Source organism: Arsenicicoccus sp. oral taxon 190 (assembly GCF_001189535.1).
In the GTDB taxonomy this organism is placed as follows: domain Bacteria; phylum Actinomycetota; class Actinomycetes; order Actinomycetales; family Dermatophilaceae; genus Arsenicicoccus.
Window position 1 is genome coordinate 552432 of record NZ_CP012070.1, and the last position, 14563, is coordinate 566994.

General features: G+C 73.0%; 9 protein-coding genes. 4 read left to right on the forward strand and 5 right to left on the reverse strand.

Annotated features, from left to right (window positions below):
- Positions 1 to 12: 12 nt before the first annotated feature.
- The gene (locus tag ADJ73_RS02615) at positions 13 to 3567 is read left to right on the forward strand and encodes a TM0106 family RecB-like putative nuclease (protein WP_050349211.1); all 3555 of its coding nucleotides are present in this window, start codon (positions 13 to 15) and stop codon (positions 3565 to 3567) included.
- Between the two features lie 151 nt (positions 3568 to 3718).
- On the opposite strand, the gene ADJ73_RS02620 is transcribed toward ADJ73_RS02615, so the two are convergent.
- Positions 3719 to 5824 (reverse strand): PTS mannitol transporter subunit IICBA, encoded by a 2106-nt coding sequence (locus ADJ73_RS02620; RefSeq protein ID WP_050346975.1) that lies wholly within the window; start codon positions 5822 to 5824, stop codon positions 3719 to 3721.
- A gap of 286 nt (positions 5825 to 6110) precedes the next feature.
- Between ADJ73_RS02620 and ADJ73_RS02625 the strand changes: the two genes are divergently transcribed.
- A complete protein-coding gene (locus ADJ73_RS02625) occupies positions 6111 to 7088 on the forward strand; it encodes an LLM class flavin-dependent oxidoreductase (protein ID WP_050346976.1) in 978 nt (325 codons plus the stop codon).
- A gap of 3 nt (positions 7089 to 7091) precedes the next feature.
- On the opposite strand, the gene ADJ73_RS02630 is transcribed toward ADJ73_RS02625, so the two are convergent.
- A complete protein-coding gene (locus ADJ73_RS02630; protein WP_050346977.1) occupies positions 7092 to 8300 on the reverse strand; it encodes a citrate synthase in 1209 nt (402 codons plus the stop codon).
- Positions 8301 to 8381: 81 nt separating this feature from the next.
- Here ADJ73_RS02630 and ADJ73_RS02635 point away from each other — a divergent pair, with 81 nt between their 5' ends.
- Positions 8382 to 9521 (forward strand): citrate/2-methylcitrate synthase, encoded by a 1140-nt coding sequence (locus tag ADJ73_RS02635; RefSeq protein ID WP_216593663.1) that lies wholly within the window; start codon positions 8382 to 8384, stop codon positions 9519 to 9521.
- 87 nt (positions 9522 to 9608) lie between these two features.
- Here the strand turns inward: ADJ73_RS02635 and ADJ73_RS02640 are convergent, their stop codons facing one another.
- Both ADJ73_RS02640 and ADJ73_RS02645 read right to left on the reverse strand, forming a co-directional pair.
- On the reverse strand, positions 9609 to 10673 hold the full coding sequence (locus tag ADJ73_RS02640) for an aspartate-semialdehyde dehydrogenase (RefSeq protein ID WP_050346978.1): 1065 nt from the start codon (positions 10671 to 10673) through the stop codon (positions 9609 to 9611).
- Between the two features lie 84 nt (positions 10674 to 10757).
- On the reverse strand, positions 10758 to 12026 hold the full coding sequence (locus tag ADJ73_RS02645) for an aspartate kinase (RefSeq protein WP_050346979.1): 1269 nt from the start codon (positions 12024 to 12026) through the stop codon (positions 10758 to 10760).
- 127 nt (positions 12027 to 12153) lie between these two features.
- Here ADJ73_RS02645 and ADJ73_RS02650 point away from each other — a divergent pair, with 127 nt between their 5' ends.
- The gene (locus ADJ73_RS02650; protein WP_050346980.1) at positions 12154 to 13329 is read left to right on the forward strand and encodes an AMP-binding protein; all 1176 of its coding nucleotides are present in this window, start codon (positions 12154 to 12156) and stop codon (positions 13327 to 13329) included.
- On the opposite strand, the gene ADJ73_RS02655 is transcribed toward ADJ73_RS02650, so the two are convergent.
- Positions 13316 to 14440 (reverse strand): 8-amino-7-oxononanoate synthase, encoded by a 1125-nt coding sequence (locus ADJ73_RS02655; RefSeq protein WP_050346981.1) that lies wholly within the window; start codon positions 14438 to 14440, stop codon positions 13316 to 13318. The genes ADJ73_RS02650 and ADJ73_RS02655 overlap by 14 nt on opposite strands.
- Between the last annotated feature and the right edge of the window lie 123 nt (positions 14441 to 14563).

Below are 14563 nucleotides of genomic sequence, written 5' to 3' on the forward strand. Positions count from 1 at the left end.
AAGGGGGTCGACATGCATCAGATCGGCGACGACGTCGTCATCAGCGCCACGGACCTGTCCCGGGCGACGGACTGCGAGCTGGCGCTGCTGCGCGACCTCGACGTGATGCTCGGGCGGGTGCCCCGGGCCGACGCGGCGCCGGACCCGATGATGGCCCAGCTCGCGACCCTGGGGGACGCGCACGAGCAGGTGGAGCTCGAGCGGTGGCTGGCGCTGCACGGCGAGGAGGGCGTGCGTCGGATGGAGCGGCCACGACCGACGCCGATCGCGCTCTGGGCGGCCCGCGAGGCGACCTTCGCCGCGATGCGCGAGGGCGTCCCCGTCGTCTACCAGGGCTGCCTCTACGACGGGGGATTCCTCGGTTTCGCCGACTTCCTCGTGCGCGCCGACTCGTGGACGCCGGAGCGCCCCGCCTACGAGGTGCACGACACCAAGCTCGCGCGCCACGCCAAGGTGCCGGCGCTGCTGCAGCTCGCGGCCTATGCCGACCAGCTCCGTCGGGGCGGCATCGACCCGACGGACCGAGTGACCCTGGTGCTGGGTGACCGCTCCCGACCCACCTATCCGGTGGCCGAGATCGAGGCCGTGCACACCGAGCGCCACGCCCGCCTGCGCTCCCTGGTGGAGCGTCGCCTGGCCGCCGACGCGCCCGTGGCCTGGGGCGACGAGGGGGTGACGGCCTGCGGGTCGTGCGACGTGTGCTCCGCCGAGGTGGCGGCGCACCGCGACGTCTGGCTGGTGGCGGGAGTGCGCGCGGTGCAGCGCAAGAAGCTGCTGGCCGCCGGGATCCGCACGATCGATGAGCTCGCCGCGTGCGAGGAGCCGGTCGAGGGCATGGCGCGGACGACCTTCGACAAGCTGCGCGCCCAGGCTCGGCTGCAGGTGCGCCAGTGCCCGCCCGACGGGTCGACGCGGCCCGTCGAGTTCGAGGTCCACACGCCCGAGGCGATCCGCGCGATCCCGGCCCCCGACGAGGGCGACATCTTCTTCGACTTCGAGGGCGACCCGATGTGGGCCGGCGACGAGGCGGGCGACCAGGGCCTGGAGTACCTCTTCGGTGTGGTCGAGACCGACGGGACCTTCCGTCCGTTCTGGGCGCACGACCGGGTCGAGGAGCGGCAGGCGCTGGTCGACTTCCTGGCCTACGTCGAGGAGCGTCGGGCCCGTCACCCGGGCCTCCACATCTACCACTACGCCGCCTACGAGCGGACCGCCCTGCTGCGCCTCGCGGGCAGGCACGGGGTCGGCGAGGAGGCCGTCGACCGGCTGCTGCAGGAGGGCGTCCTGGTCGACCTCTACACCGTGGTCAAGCGGTCCCTGCGCGTCTCCCAGCCGTCCTACTCCATCAAGAAGCTCGAGCCCCTCTACATGGGCGACGACCTGCGCGGCGGCGAGGTCACGACCGCCGGCGACTCCATCGTGGAGTACCACCGGTGGAGCGAGGCCCGGGCGCGGGGGGACGTCGACGAGGCTGACCGGCTGCTGCAGTCCATCGCCGACTACAACGAGTACGACTGCGTCTCGACGCTGCGCCTGCGCGACTGGCTGCTCGACCGGCTCGCCGAGTCCGGGATCGCCCGGGAGGGTGTGGCCGGCGACTCCCTGGTCGACGCCGAGCCCGATGGCGACGCCCCGGCGGGGGGAGACGGCGCCGACCCGGGGGCGGTGGTCGTGCAACGGCTGCTCGCCCTGGCTGGCCCGGCCGACGAGCGGGACGCGGACCGCCAGGCCGTCGCCATGGTTGCGGCGGCCGTCGACTACCACCGACGCGAGGAGAAGCCGTTCTGGTGGGCGCACTTCGACCGGCTGCAGTCCTCGCTGGACGACTGGCCGGAGACCAAGGACGCGATCGTGCTGGACCGCGTCGAGGTCCTGGACGGCTGGGGCAAGCCCACCGGCAAGCGCAGCGTCCGCCGCGTGCTGTCGGCGGTGGGGCGGCATGAGCCAGGCATGTCCTTCGGCAAGGGCGACGGGGCGGCTTTCCTCGTCTACCCCGCCCCCGTGCCCGTCAGCATCAAGGCGGCGAGCCCAGAGGCGATGGGGGCGACCAGCACCCTGTCGGTGACCGCGGCCGAGGTGGTGCCCGGCGGGCGGCTGAGCCTGACCATCGAGGAGCGCCTCGCCAAGGGCGCGGACGAGCATGACAACCTCCCGGTGGCCCTCACCGTCGGACGAGGCCCCCGGGTCGAGGACATCAAGGACGTTCTGCTGACCCTGGCGTCACGGGTGGACGCGGCCGGTGGCGTCGCGACGCTGCCACCGCACCCGGGGGTCGAGATCCTGCGCCGACGTCCTCCGCGGCTGGAGGGTCTGGACCGCCTGCCGCCCGTGGTGGACGGCGACGCGGTGAGCGCGATCACGGAGGCCGTGCAGGCGCTCGACGGGTCCTACCTGGCGGTGCAGGGCCCCCCAGGGACCGGCAAGACGTATGTCGCCTCCCTCATGATCGCCAAGCTGGTCCAGCTGGGCTGGCGGGTGGGCGTGGTCGCCCAGTCGCACAAGACCGTGGAGAACGTCTTCGACAAGGTCGTCACGGCCGGCGTCCCCGGCGAGGACGTGGGCAAGCCCAAGAGCAGGCACGAGGACCCCGCGTGGACGCCGCTCAAGGACGCCCGCGCCGTGCGGGGCTTCCTCGACGAGCACCGGGCCGCGTCCCGTGGCTGCGTCGTCGGCGGCACGATGTGGGACTTCTGCAACGTCAAGGCCGTCGACGAGGGCGAGCTCGACCTGCTCGTCATCGACGAGGCCGGGCAGTACTCCCTGGCCAACACCCTCGCCGTGGCCCGCAGCACCTCCCGGCTGCTGCTGCTCGGCGACCCCCAACAGCTCCCCCAGGTGTCCCAGGGCTTCCATCCCGAGCCGGTCGACGAGTCCGCCCTCGGCTGGCTCGCGGACGGGCACGACACCCTCCCCGCCGAGCTGGGCTACTTCCTCGAGCGGACGTGGCGGATGCACCCGGCGGTGTGCGAGCCCATCTCGCACCTGGCGTATGCCGGGCGTCTGCGCTCGGAGGAGTCGAAGACGTTGGGCCGGTCGCTGGCCGACGTCGAGCCCGGTCTGCGCGTCGTGACGGTCGACCACCGGGACAGATCCAGCAGCTCGCCCGAGGAGGCCGACGCCGTCGTCGAGGTCGTGCGGGGCCTGCTCGGGACACCGTGGCGAACCACGCCGGGCGGAGTCGCGACACCGCTGGGTCAGGACGGGTTCGTGGTGGTGGCGCCCTACAACGCGCAGGTCGGCGAGCTGCGGGAGGCGCTGGACCGCGCGGGCCTGCCTGACGTGAGGGTCGGGACCGTCGATCTCTTCCAGGGGCAGGAGGCGCCGGTGGCGATCATGTCGATGACGGCGTCCGCGCTGACCGACCTGCCGCGGGGCACAGACTTCCTGCTCAGCCGCAACCGCCTCAACGTCGCCATCTCCCGAGCCCAGTGGCTCGCCGTCGTCGTCCGGTCGCGAGTGCTCACGGACCTCACCCCCACGACCCCTGAGCAGCTCCTGCAGCTCGGGAGATTCATCCGGCTCTGCGGATCCGCCGTCACCGAGGCCGCGCCGGGACAGGGCCACTGAGGCGGGCCCACCGGATGTCGGGTCCGGTCCACGGCGGACATGCCAGGAGGGGCCGCCGCGCTCGAGCGCAACAGCCCCTCCTGGGGTCTGGGGCCGACGAGGCCGCCGCAGTCCGGTCTACGCGGCGGCCCCGCCGGGGTGAGGGGGCCGGTCAGGCCTGGACCGAGGACAGGATCTGCTCCACCTCGTCGGCCGAGGTGGCGGCCTCCAGGCGAGCGACCTGCTCCTCGTCCAGGAAGACCTGGGCCAGCTTGGCCAGCAGCGCCAGGTGGTCGTCACCGGCACCGGCGATGCCGACGACGAACTTCACCTCGTTGCCGTTCCAGTCGATGGGGTCGGCATACCGCACGAAGGACATCGCGGTGCGGCGGATCGAACCCTTGGCCTCGTTGGTGCCGTGCGGGATGGCCAGCAGGTTGCCCATGTAGGTGGACACCGACTGCTCGCGCTCGTGCATCGAGGCGACGTAGGACTCGTCGACGCTGCCCTGGGCGACCAGCAGGCGACCGGCCTCCTCGATGGCCTCGTCACGCCCGCGACCACGACCGTGGAGCTCGATGCCCTCACGGCCGAGGACGCCGCTCGCGTGGTCCGCGCGCTCGGCGTGCCCGGCGCCCGCGGCCGTCGCAGCGCCCGCGGACGTCGCGGTGGCCACGCCCGCCGTGGCGCCGGTCGTGGCGCCGCCGTGGTGGGCAGCCCCGACGGAGGCCGGCTCGCCGTGCGCACCGTGCTCGCCGTGCTCGCCGTGCTCGTCGCGGTTGGTCCGCTCGAGCAGGTCGACGATCTCGTCGTACCGCGGGGAGTTCATGAAGTTGTCGACGGAGACGTGGACGGCCGAGCCGGTCCGCTGCCGGGCGCGGTCGGTGAGGTCCTGGTGCGTGACGACGAGGTCCCACTCGTCGCCGAGCGTCGAGATGGCCTTGTTGACCACGGTGACGTCCTGGTGGCCGGCGGCCTGCACCTTGCGGCGCAGCACCGAGGCCCCCATGGCGGACGAGCCCATCCCGGCGTCGCAGGCGAAGACGATCTTGTGGATCGGCCCGGTGTGGCCCTCGGTCGCGACGCCACCGGCCGCGGCGGCGGAGCCACCGGTCAGGGCCGACGCCACCGAGGACTTCTTGCCCTTGTTGGCCTCCATCTGCGCGGTGGCGGCGGTCAGGTCACCGTCGTCGCTCTTGTCGGTGCGCAGCAGGAACGCCGCGACCAGGAACGTGACAGCAGCCGCGAGGATCCAGGACAGCGTGACGCCGAGGTAGCTGTCGCCCGCCGTCTGGGCGTAGACCGCGATGATCGAGCCGGGCGCGGCGGGGGCCCGGAGACCGACGTGGAAGAGGACGTTGGTGAAGACACCGGTCATGCCGCCCAGCACCACGGCCGCGATGAGCTTCGGCTTGGCGAGGACGTAGGGGAAGTAGATCTCGTGGATGCCACCGAGGAAGTGGATGATCGCGGCGCCGGGGGCGGACGCCCTGGCCATCCCCCGCCCGAAGAGCATGTAGGCGAGCAGCAGGCCCAGGCCGGGGCCGGGGTTGGCCTCGAGCAGGAAGAGGACCGACTTGTGCGCCGAGCCGGACGCCTCCTGGATGCCGAGCGGGGTCAGGACACCGTGGTTGATGGCGTTGTTGAGGAAGAAGACCTTGGCGGGCTCGATGACGATCGAGGTCAGCGGCAGGATGTTGTGGGAGACGAGGAAGTTGACCAGGTCACCCAGCCAGCCGATGATCACGCGGACGACCGGCGCGAGCAGGAACATCCCGGCGATGGACATGATCATGGCCCAGATGCCGGCCGCGAAGTTGTTGACCAGCATCTCGAAGCCTGGCTTGATCTTGCCGTCCCACAGCGAGTCGATCTTCTTCATGGTCCACGCCGTGAGCGGGCCCATGATCATGGCGCCGAGGAACATGGGCGACCCGTGCCCGTCCTTGCCGATGAAGAGCGGGTCGGAGGTCGCCATGATGACCCCCATGACGCCGAAGGCACCGACGACGCCGCCGCGGACGCCGTAGACGTTGAAGCCACCGGTGTAGGCGATCAGGATCGGCAGCAGGTAGGTGATGGCCGGCCCGACGATCGTCGCGACGCGCTCGTTGGGGGTCCAACCGACCGGGATGAAGAAGGCGGTGAGCAGGCCCCACGCGATGATGGCGCCGATGTTGGGCATGATCATGTTCGACAGGAAGGTGCCGAACTTCTGGACGTGCACCCGGGCCGAGACGCGCTCCGCCCCACCCGAGGTTGCCGTGGTACTGGCCACTGGCCGTTCCTTTCCGAGGGGACCTTCACCGTCGAAGATCTGTGATTACCTTTGTAATCGCCCACTTCTGCCCAGTCAAGAGCAGAAGACCCCCAAGTCAGAAATTTCCGGGTCCCGAACGGACACCTGAGCCCCCGAGAGACCTCCATCCCGGGCGCAAACCAACATTCGTATGACGATCCCCCCGCCTCCCCGCGATACGTCCACCCAGGGCGCCGCCACTCGGACGGGCGGTTCGGCATACGGCTCGGGGAATCCCGCCCGGACGCGCCCGGTTGACGAACCCATGACCACTCCGCTGTCGATCCTCGACCTCGCCACCGCCCTGCCCGGCCAGTCCACCCGCGACGCCATCCTCGAGAGCGTGCGCCTGGCGCAGAAGGCGGAGGAGACCGGCAGGTTCGAGCGGATCTGGTTCGCCGAGCACCACAACATGCGGACCATCGCCTCCGCGGCGACGTCCGTGCTGATCGGGCACGTGCTGTCCGCGACGACCTCGATCCGGGTCGGCGCCGGCGGCGTGATGCTGCCCAACCACTCCCCGCTGGTCATCGCCGAGCAGTTCGGCACGCTCGCCGAGCTCCACCCGGGCCGCGTCGACCTCGGGCTGGGTCGCGCCCCGGGCACCGACCAGCAGACCTGGGCCGCGCTGCGGCGCGACCCCCGCGCCTCCGACCGGTTCCCGCAGGACGTGCAGGAGTTGCAGGGCTACCTCTCCGAGCACACCCTGGTCCCGGGCATCCACGCCTACCCCGGGTGGGGGACGCGGGTGCCGCTCTACATCCTCGGCTCGTCCACCTTCGGTGCCCAGCTGGCGGCGGCGCTGGGGCTGCCCTACGCGTTCGCGAGCCACTTCGCGCCGGACGCGCTGCACGAGGCGATGCGGCTCTACCGCGAGCGCTTCCAGCCGTCCGAGCAGCTGGCCCAGCCCCATGCCATCGCGGCGCTCAACGTGATCGCCGCCGACGACGCCGCCGAGGCCGAGGAGCTCCACCAGCAGGTGCTGCGCCTGCGGGTCCGGGCGATGGCCGGGCGCCGCGGCGCGGACCTCACCGACGAGCAGGTCGAGGAGGCCATGGGCACGGCCTTCGGCCTGCAGGTGCAGCACATGATGAGCCGCACCGCCGTGGGCACCCGCGACGAGGTCGCGCGCTACCTCGAGGACTTCCGGGCCGAGACCGGCGCCGACGAGCTCATGGTCACCAACGCGATCCCCGGCCTCGAGCGGCGCGAGCGCGCCCTGGAGATCCTCGCGACCGTGTGAGGCTCACCGGGGGCCGTGGTAGACCCCGGCCAGCCGGAACCTCAGCGGCGGGGCGGCATACTCCTCCAGCAGGTGGGCGACCCACCCCACGAGCCGGCCAGCGGCGAAGAGCGTCTCCGTGGCGTCCACCGCCAGCCCGTGCCGGCGGGTGAGCACCGCGAGCGCCCAGTCGCTGTTGGGGAAGAGGCCCCGCCGCTCCCACAGCGCCTCCTCGAGCAGCCGCGTCGGCCCGGCCAGCTCGCCGAGCCCCTGCTCGCGCAGCACCCCGAGCAGGTGCTCGGCCCGCGGGTCCTGCTCCCGGTAGATCCGGTGCCCGAACCCCGGCACGTCCGTCTCCTGCGCGAGCACCCGCCCGAGGGTCCCGGCCGGGTCGCGCAGCAGGTCCTCGAGCAGGCCGCGGGCGGCCACCCCGGCGGCGCCGTGCAGCGGGCTGTCCATGGCGGCCAGGCCGGCGAGCAGGCACGAGCAGGGGTCGGCGCGGACGCTCGCGCTCACCCGCACCGCGGTGGTCGAGCCGGCCATGTCGTGATCGGCCAGCAGCACCAGCGCCCGCCGCACCAGGTCCCGCAGCCGCGGGTCGGCCGGGTCTCCCCCGACCGCACCGGTCCAGGCCGTCGCCAGGTCACCCGCGCCGTATGCCGCCCCCGCCCGTGGTCCCGGGGCCAGCGCCGCCGCGATGCTGGCAAGCGCCCTCCCGCACCGTCGTCGTACCGCGCCGGGGTCGAGGTCGTGCCGCAGCGGGTCGTCGACCCCGGCGAGCAGCATCGCGAGCCGCAGCCGCTCCACGGTCCGGGTGCCGGTCGGCAGCACCTCGAGGCCGTCCCGCACCCGGTCCGCCAGCGCCACGTCGACGGTGAAGAGGCCGCCCGCCTCCGCCTCCCACAGCAGCCCGGCCACCTCCTCCACCGTGGCGGTCGCCGCGAGCGTGGACGCGTCGACGCCGCGATAGCGCAGCCGGTCGTGCTCGAGCAGCGTGATCGACGTGCGGATCGACTCGGCCAGGCCGGACCCGCGCCCCGGCGCCCCGACCCGGTCGCGCAGCGCCTCGACGTCCGCCAGCCGGAAGTAGCTGGTCCGCTCCCCCGGGCGTCGGACCGCCCGCAGCTGGCCCCGGCTGACGTACGCGTAGACCGTCTGCGTCTTGACGCCGAGCAGCCGGGCGACCTGGGCCGTGGAGAGCAGATCCCCTTGCGAGACAGACTTCTTCGGCATACGTGGCCTCCCGCGTTGAGGGCGTCAACCATGGATTCGATCAACGTTGACAACCTGTTGATGCAGACTGACTCTAGCGGCATGACCGACATCGCAGACCTCGTCGTCCCGCCCGGCCTCAAGGGCGTCCCCGTCGCCGACACCACGATCGGCGACGTGCGCGGCGCCGAGGGTTACTACCACTACCGCGAGCACTCGGCGCTCGACCTCGTGGAGCGCTGCACGCTCGAGCAGGTGTGGTGGCTGATGCTGACCGGGGCGCTGCCCGACGAGGCGCAGGACGAGGCCTTCCGGGCGGAGCTCGCGCCGTTGCGGGTGCTCGACGAGCAGACGCTCGAGCTGATCGATCGCGAGGCCCGCACCGGCGTCGAGGGCGCGCCGCTCGCGCAGCTGCGCACCGTGCTGTCGCACCTCGCGACCGGCGCCCACCCCACGTATGGCGCCACCCCTGCCCAGGTGCGCGCCGACGCGTTGCGGCTCGCCGCGGCCACCCCGACGATCCTCGCGGCCCTGCACCGGCGTCGGGCGGGGCTGCCCGTCCTCGACCCCGACCCGGCGCTGTCGGCCGCGGGCAACTGGCTGTGGCTGGTCCGGGGCGAGCGGCCGGGCGAGCCCGAGGAGCGGGCCATCAACCGCTACCTGGTCGCGACGGTCGACCACGGCTTCAACAACTCGACCTTCGCCGCGCGGGTGGTGGCCTCCTCGGGCGCCGACGTGGGCTCGGCGATGTGCGCGGCGCTGGGGGCCTTCGCGGGGCCGCTGCACGGCGGCGCGCCGGACCGGGCCCTGGACGCGCTGGACGAGATCGGTGCGGTGGACCGGGCGCAGGCGTGGGTCCGCGAGCGGGTCGAGGCGGGCGACCGGATCATGGGCTTCGGGCACGCCGTCTACACCACCCACGACCCGCGGGCCGAGATGCTCAAGGCGGAGGCGCTGCGGCTCGGCGGCCCGCTCGCCGACCTCGCCGTCGCGGTCGAGCAGGTGGTCGAGGAGACGTTGGCCGAGCTCAAGCCCGGGCGGCAGCTCTACGCCAACGTGGAGTACTACGCGGGGGTCGTGATGGAGCAGTGCGGCATCCCGCGGTCGATGTTCACCCCGACGTTTGCGGTGAGCCGGGTCATCGGGTGGAGCGCCCACATCCTGGAGCAGGCGGCGACGACGAAGATCTACCGGCCGGCGGCGCGCTACGTGGGCCCGCCGGTGCGTCGCCCCCACCCCTGACGATCGTGGGCGGGTTGTGTCGCCTGGGCGCCACAACCGTCCACGATCGCAGGGAGGGGGGAGGGGGGAGGGAGGAGGCGGGGGGGCTTAGCGGCGCAGCCCGAGCTCGTCGGCCACCAGCTCGGCGATCTGCACGGCGTTGAGCGCCGCGCCCTTGCGCAGGTTGTCCCCCGCGACGAAGAGCACGAGCCCCTTGCCGTCGGGCACCGACTGGTCCTGACGGATCCGGCCCACCAGGGAGGGGTCCGCCCCCGCCGCCTCGAGGGGCGTGGGGACCTCCCGCAGCTCCACCCCCGGCGCGGACGCCAGCAGCTCGGTGGCCCGCTCGACCGACAGCGGCCGCGCGAACTCCGCGTTGATCGACAGCGAGTGCCCGCTGAAGACCGGCACCCGCACGCAGGTCCCGGAGACCCGCAGCTCGGGCAGGTCGAGGATCTTGCGGGACTCGTTGCGGAGCTTCTGCTCCTCGTCGGTCTCGAGCGACCCGTCGTCGACGATGGAGCCGGCCATGGGCAGGACGTTGTAGGCGATGGGTGCGACGTACTTCGAGGGCTCGCCGAGGTCGACGGCGGACCCGTCGTGGGTCAGCCCCTCGAGGGCACCCTCCCCCGCGTCGGTGCCGCGCCGGACCTGCCCGGCGAGCTCCTCGACCCCGGCCAGCCCCGACCCGGACACGGCCTGGTAGCTGGAGACGATCAGCCGCTCCAGCCCCGCCTCGTCGGCGAGCGGCTTGAGCACCGGCATCGCGGCCATGGTCGTGCAGTTGGGGTTGGCGATGATGCCCTTGGGGCGGTCCTTGATGGCGCCCGGGTTGACCTCGGACACGACGAGCGGGACCTGCGGGTCCTTGCGCCAGCCGGAGGAGTTGTCGACGACGACCACCCCGGCCTCGGCGAACCGCGGCGCCTGCGCCTTGGACGTCGTGGCCCCCGCCGAGAAGATCGCGATGTCCAGCCCGCTCGGGTCGGCCGTGGCGGCGTCCTCGACGGTGATCTCCTGCCCGCGGTAGGTCAGGGACTTGCCGGCCGAGCGCGCCGACGCGAAGAGCCGCAGCGACGCGACGGGGAAGTCGCGCTCCTCCAGGATGCGCAGGACGACGGTGCCGACCTGGCCGGTGGCGCCGACGACGCCGAGGTTGACGCCAGTGCTCATGTCAGTCTCCTTGTGCGACGAGCGGGGTGGGTATGCCGCAAGCCCGCGGCGCGTGGTCGCCGCCGCCGGGCCGGCCAGGGCGGGTCAGCGGCCGGTGCCGCCATACACGACGGCCTCGCCGGAGGCGGAGTCCAGGCCGAAGGCGGTGTGCACGGAGCGCACCGCGTCGTCGAGCTGGTCGTCCCGGGTGATCACCGAGATGCGGATCTCGGAGGTCGAGATCATCTCGATGTTGATGCCGGCCTCGGACAGCGCCTTGAAGAACGTCGCCGAGACGCCCGGGTTGGACTTCATGCCGGCGCCGATGAGGGACAGCTTGCCGATCTGGTCGTCGTACTGCAGCGCCGTGAACCCGATGCGCTCCTGCACCCGGCCGAGGAACTGCGCCGCCTGCGGGCCGTCGGACTTGGGCAGGGTGAACGAGATGTCGGTGAGGCCGGTCTCCACGGCGGAGACGTTCTGCACGATCATGTCGATGTTGACGCCGGCCTGGGTCAGCACCTCGAAGATCTCGGCCGCCTTGCCGGGCCGGTCGGGCACGCCGACGACGGTGACCTTGGCCTCGCTGCGGTCGTGCGCGACACCGGAGATCAGGGACGCTTCCACATCTGCTCCTTCGGGTGGGTCGATGACGAGCGTGCCCTCCTTGTGGGAGAAGGACGACCGCACGTGGATCGGGAGGTTGTAGCGGCGGGCGTACTCGACGCAGCGCAGCATGAGGATCTTGGCGCCGTTGGCGGCCATCTCCAGCATCTCCTCGGAGGAGATGCGGTCGATCTTGCGCGCCGAGGGCACGATGCGCGGGTCCGCGGTGAAGACGCCGTCGACGTCGGTGTAGATCTCGCAGACGTCGGCCTCGAGGGCGGCGGCGAGCGCGACGGCGGTGGTGTCCGAGCCGCCGCGGCCCAGGGTGGTGATGTTCTTGGTCTCGCTGGAGACGCCCTGGAAGCCGGCGACGATCGCGATGTGGCCGGCGTCCATGGCCGCGCGCACCCGGCCCGGCGTGACGTCGAGGATCCGCGCCTTGCCGTGCTGCTCGTCGGTGATGATGCCGGCCTGGCTGCCGGTGAAGGACTGCGCCGTATGGCCGAGGTTGGCGATCGCCATGGCCATGACGGCCATCGAGATGCGCTCGCCGGCGGTCAGCAGCATGTCCATCTCGCGCAGCGGTGGCAGCGGGCTGATCTGGGTGGCGAGGTCGATGAGGTCGTCGGTGGTGTCACCCATGGCCGAGACGACGACGCACACGTCGTTGCCGGCCCGCTTGGTCTCGACGATCCGGCGCGCGACGCGCTTGACGCTGTCGGCGTCCGCGACGGACGAACCGCCGAACTTCATGACCACCAGGCTCACAGGTCTCGCCTCTCGGGACGGGGATCGGGCCCGCCCAGCCTAGCGATCTCGGTGGTCGGTCCTGTGCAACGCCGCATGTCGAGACACCACCTGAACGGTGTTCAGGTGGGGTGGCTAGAGTCGCCCCATGAGCCGCCCCGTCGTCACCTGGCCCCCGCCCGGAGCCACGGCGCAGGAGGTGGTGGCCGACCTGTCGGTCCTCGAGGCGGCGATGGCGGGGACCGGACCCGCGGTCGCGGTGCCCGGCGCCCTGGATCGCGGCGACGTCGGGGTCACCCGGGTCCCCGACGAGACCGCCGTCGTCGTCGCGACCTCCGGCACGACCGGGCGCCCCAAGCCCGCGCTGCTGCCGGCCCGCGCCCTCGAGCTCGCGGTCGGCGGGGTGCAGGACGTCCTCGGCGGCCCCGGCCAGTCGATGCTGGCGGTCCCGCCCACGCACATCACCGGCATCACCGTGATCCTGCGCAACCTGTGGGCGGGCTTCGCGCCGACTGCGGTGACGCCGGGCCACTTCGGGCCCGAGGCCTTCGTGGACCTCACCCGACGGTGGGACCCCCGGGCGCCCCGGCACTACGTCACGCTGGTGCCGACGCAGCTGCGCCGGGTGCTGGCCTGTCCCGAGGCGGTCGCTGCGGCACGGGAGTACGACACCATCCTCGTGGGGGCCGCGCCGCTCCCGGCCGCCGACCGGGACCGGGCGCTCAGGCGGGGTCTCGCGATCGTCGACGGCTACGGCTGCAGCGAGACCGCGGGCGGTTGCCTGTATGACGGACGCCCGCTGCCCCACGTGCTCACCCACCTCGGCGAGGGCGGCCGGATCCACCTCGGCGGCACCCAGGTGGCGCTGGGCTACCTCGACCGTCCCGACGCGGCAGGCGCCTTCACCACCGACGCGGACGAGGCGCGCTGGTATCGCACCTACGACCACGGTCATCGTGACGCGACCGGGCGGCTGGTCGTCGACGGACGCCTCGACGACCTCATCAACTCGGGTGGCCTCAAGGTCGCCCCCACCGCGGTGGAGGACGCGATCGGCCTGGCCCGCTGCCCGGGGATCGCCGAGGCGATGGTCGTCGGGGTCCCCGACCCCGAGTGGGGCGAGGCGGTGGCGGTGGTGGCGGTGCCCCGGCAGGGGGCGACCCCGGGGCTGGACGGCATACGGGCCTGCCTGGCCGACCACCTGCCCTCGCACGCGCTGCCGCGGGTGCTGCACCTGGTGGCGAGCCTGCCGGTGCGGGGGCCGGGCAAGCCGGACCGGGTGCGCGCCCGGGCTCTGGCGGGCGCTGCGCTCAGCGCCCGCTGACGGCGCGCACCACCGAGATCGCCTGGGCCACCTGGTCGTCCGTGAGGTCCGCGTGACCGGTGAGCCGCAGCCGGGACTCGCCGTCGGGGCTCGACGGCGGGCGGAAGCAGCCGATCCGCACGCCCTGCTCGGCCGCGGCGGCGACGGCCGCGACGGCTTCGTGCGGGCCGGGCATGGGGATGCTCAGGACGGCACCGGCCGGGCGGGGCACGTCGACGGCGTCCGCGAGCGCGGCCATGATCGTGGCGAGCCTGCCTGGGCGCCACGGCTCCTCGCGCAGCGCCGCGAGGGCACCGAGGGCGGCGCCGGCCGCCGCGGGGGCCAGGCCGGTGTCGTAGATGAAGGGCCGCGCCGTGTTGACGAGGTGGTGGCGGATCGCCTCGTGGGCGAGGACGACGCCGCCCTGCGCGGCGAGCGACTTGGACAGGGTCGCGGTGACGACGACGTCCCCGCGCCCGGCGAGCCCGAGCTCGTGGACCAGCCCCTGGCCGCGGTCGCCGCGGACCCCGATGCCGTGCGCCTCGTCGACGAGTAGCGTGGCCCCGAGATCGCTGGTGGCGCCGACAATCTCGGCGAGCGGGGCGGCGTCGCCGAGGACGGAGTAGACCGACTCGACGACCACCAGCACCCGCGGCGTGGTGGCCTCGCGGACGAGCCGCACGAGGTCGTCGACGTCGTGGTGGCGCGCGACGACCACCCGCGCCCGGGCGAGCCGGCAGCCGTCGATGAGGGAGGCGTGGACGTGGGCGTCGGAGACGATCGTGGTGTCCGCGTCCGCGAGCGCCGTGACCGCCGCAAGGTTGGCGTGGTATCCCGTCGACAGCGCGAGACCCGTTGCGGCGCCGGTCAGCTCGGCGAGCTCCTGCTCCAGCCGGTCGTGGATCGCCAACGTGCCGGAGACGAGACGGGAGGCGCCGGCGCCGCCGCCATACGTGTCCACCGCGTCGGTCGCGCCGAGCCGCACCCGCGGGTGCCGCAGCAGGCCAAGGTAGTCGTTGCCCGCCAGGTCCACGAGCCGCTCGCCGTCCCGGGCGCGCAGCCGTCGCGTCAGGCCGAGGGACTCGCGACGGTCGTCCTGCGCCGCGAGGTGTCGCAGCAGCGGGGTCGGCATGGGACGAACGTACCGGAGGCAGCCGGTCGACCGGTCGCCGGGTCTGCGTGGGCACACCCTGGTCGCAGACACGACATCTGCGCGTTGACGGCTCACGTCGCATCTGTGACCGCTCTGTGGGGC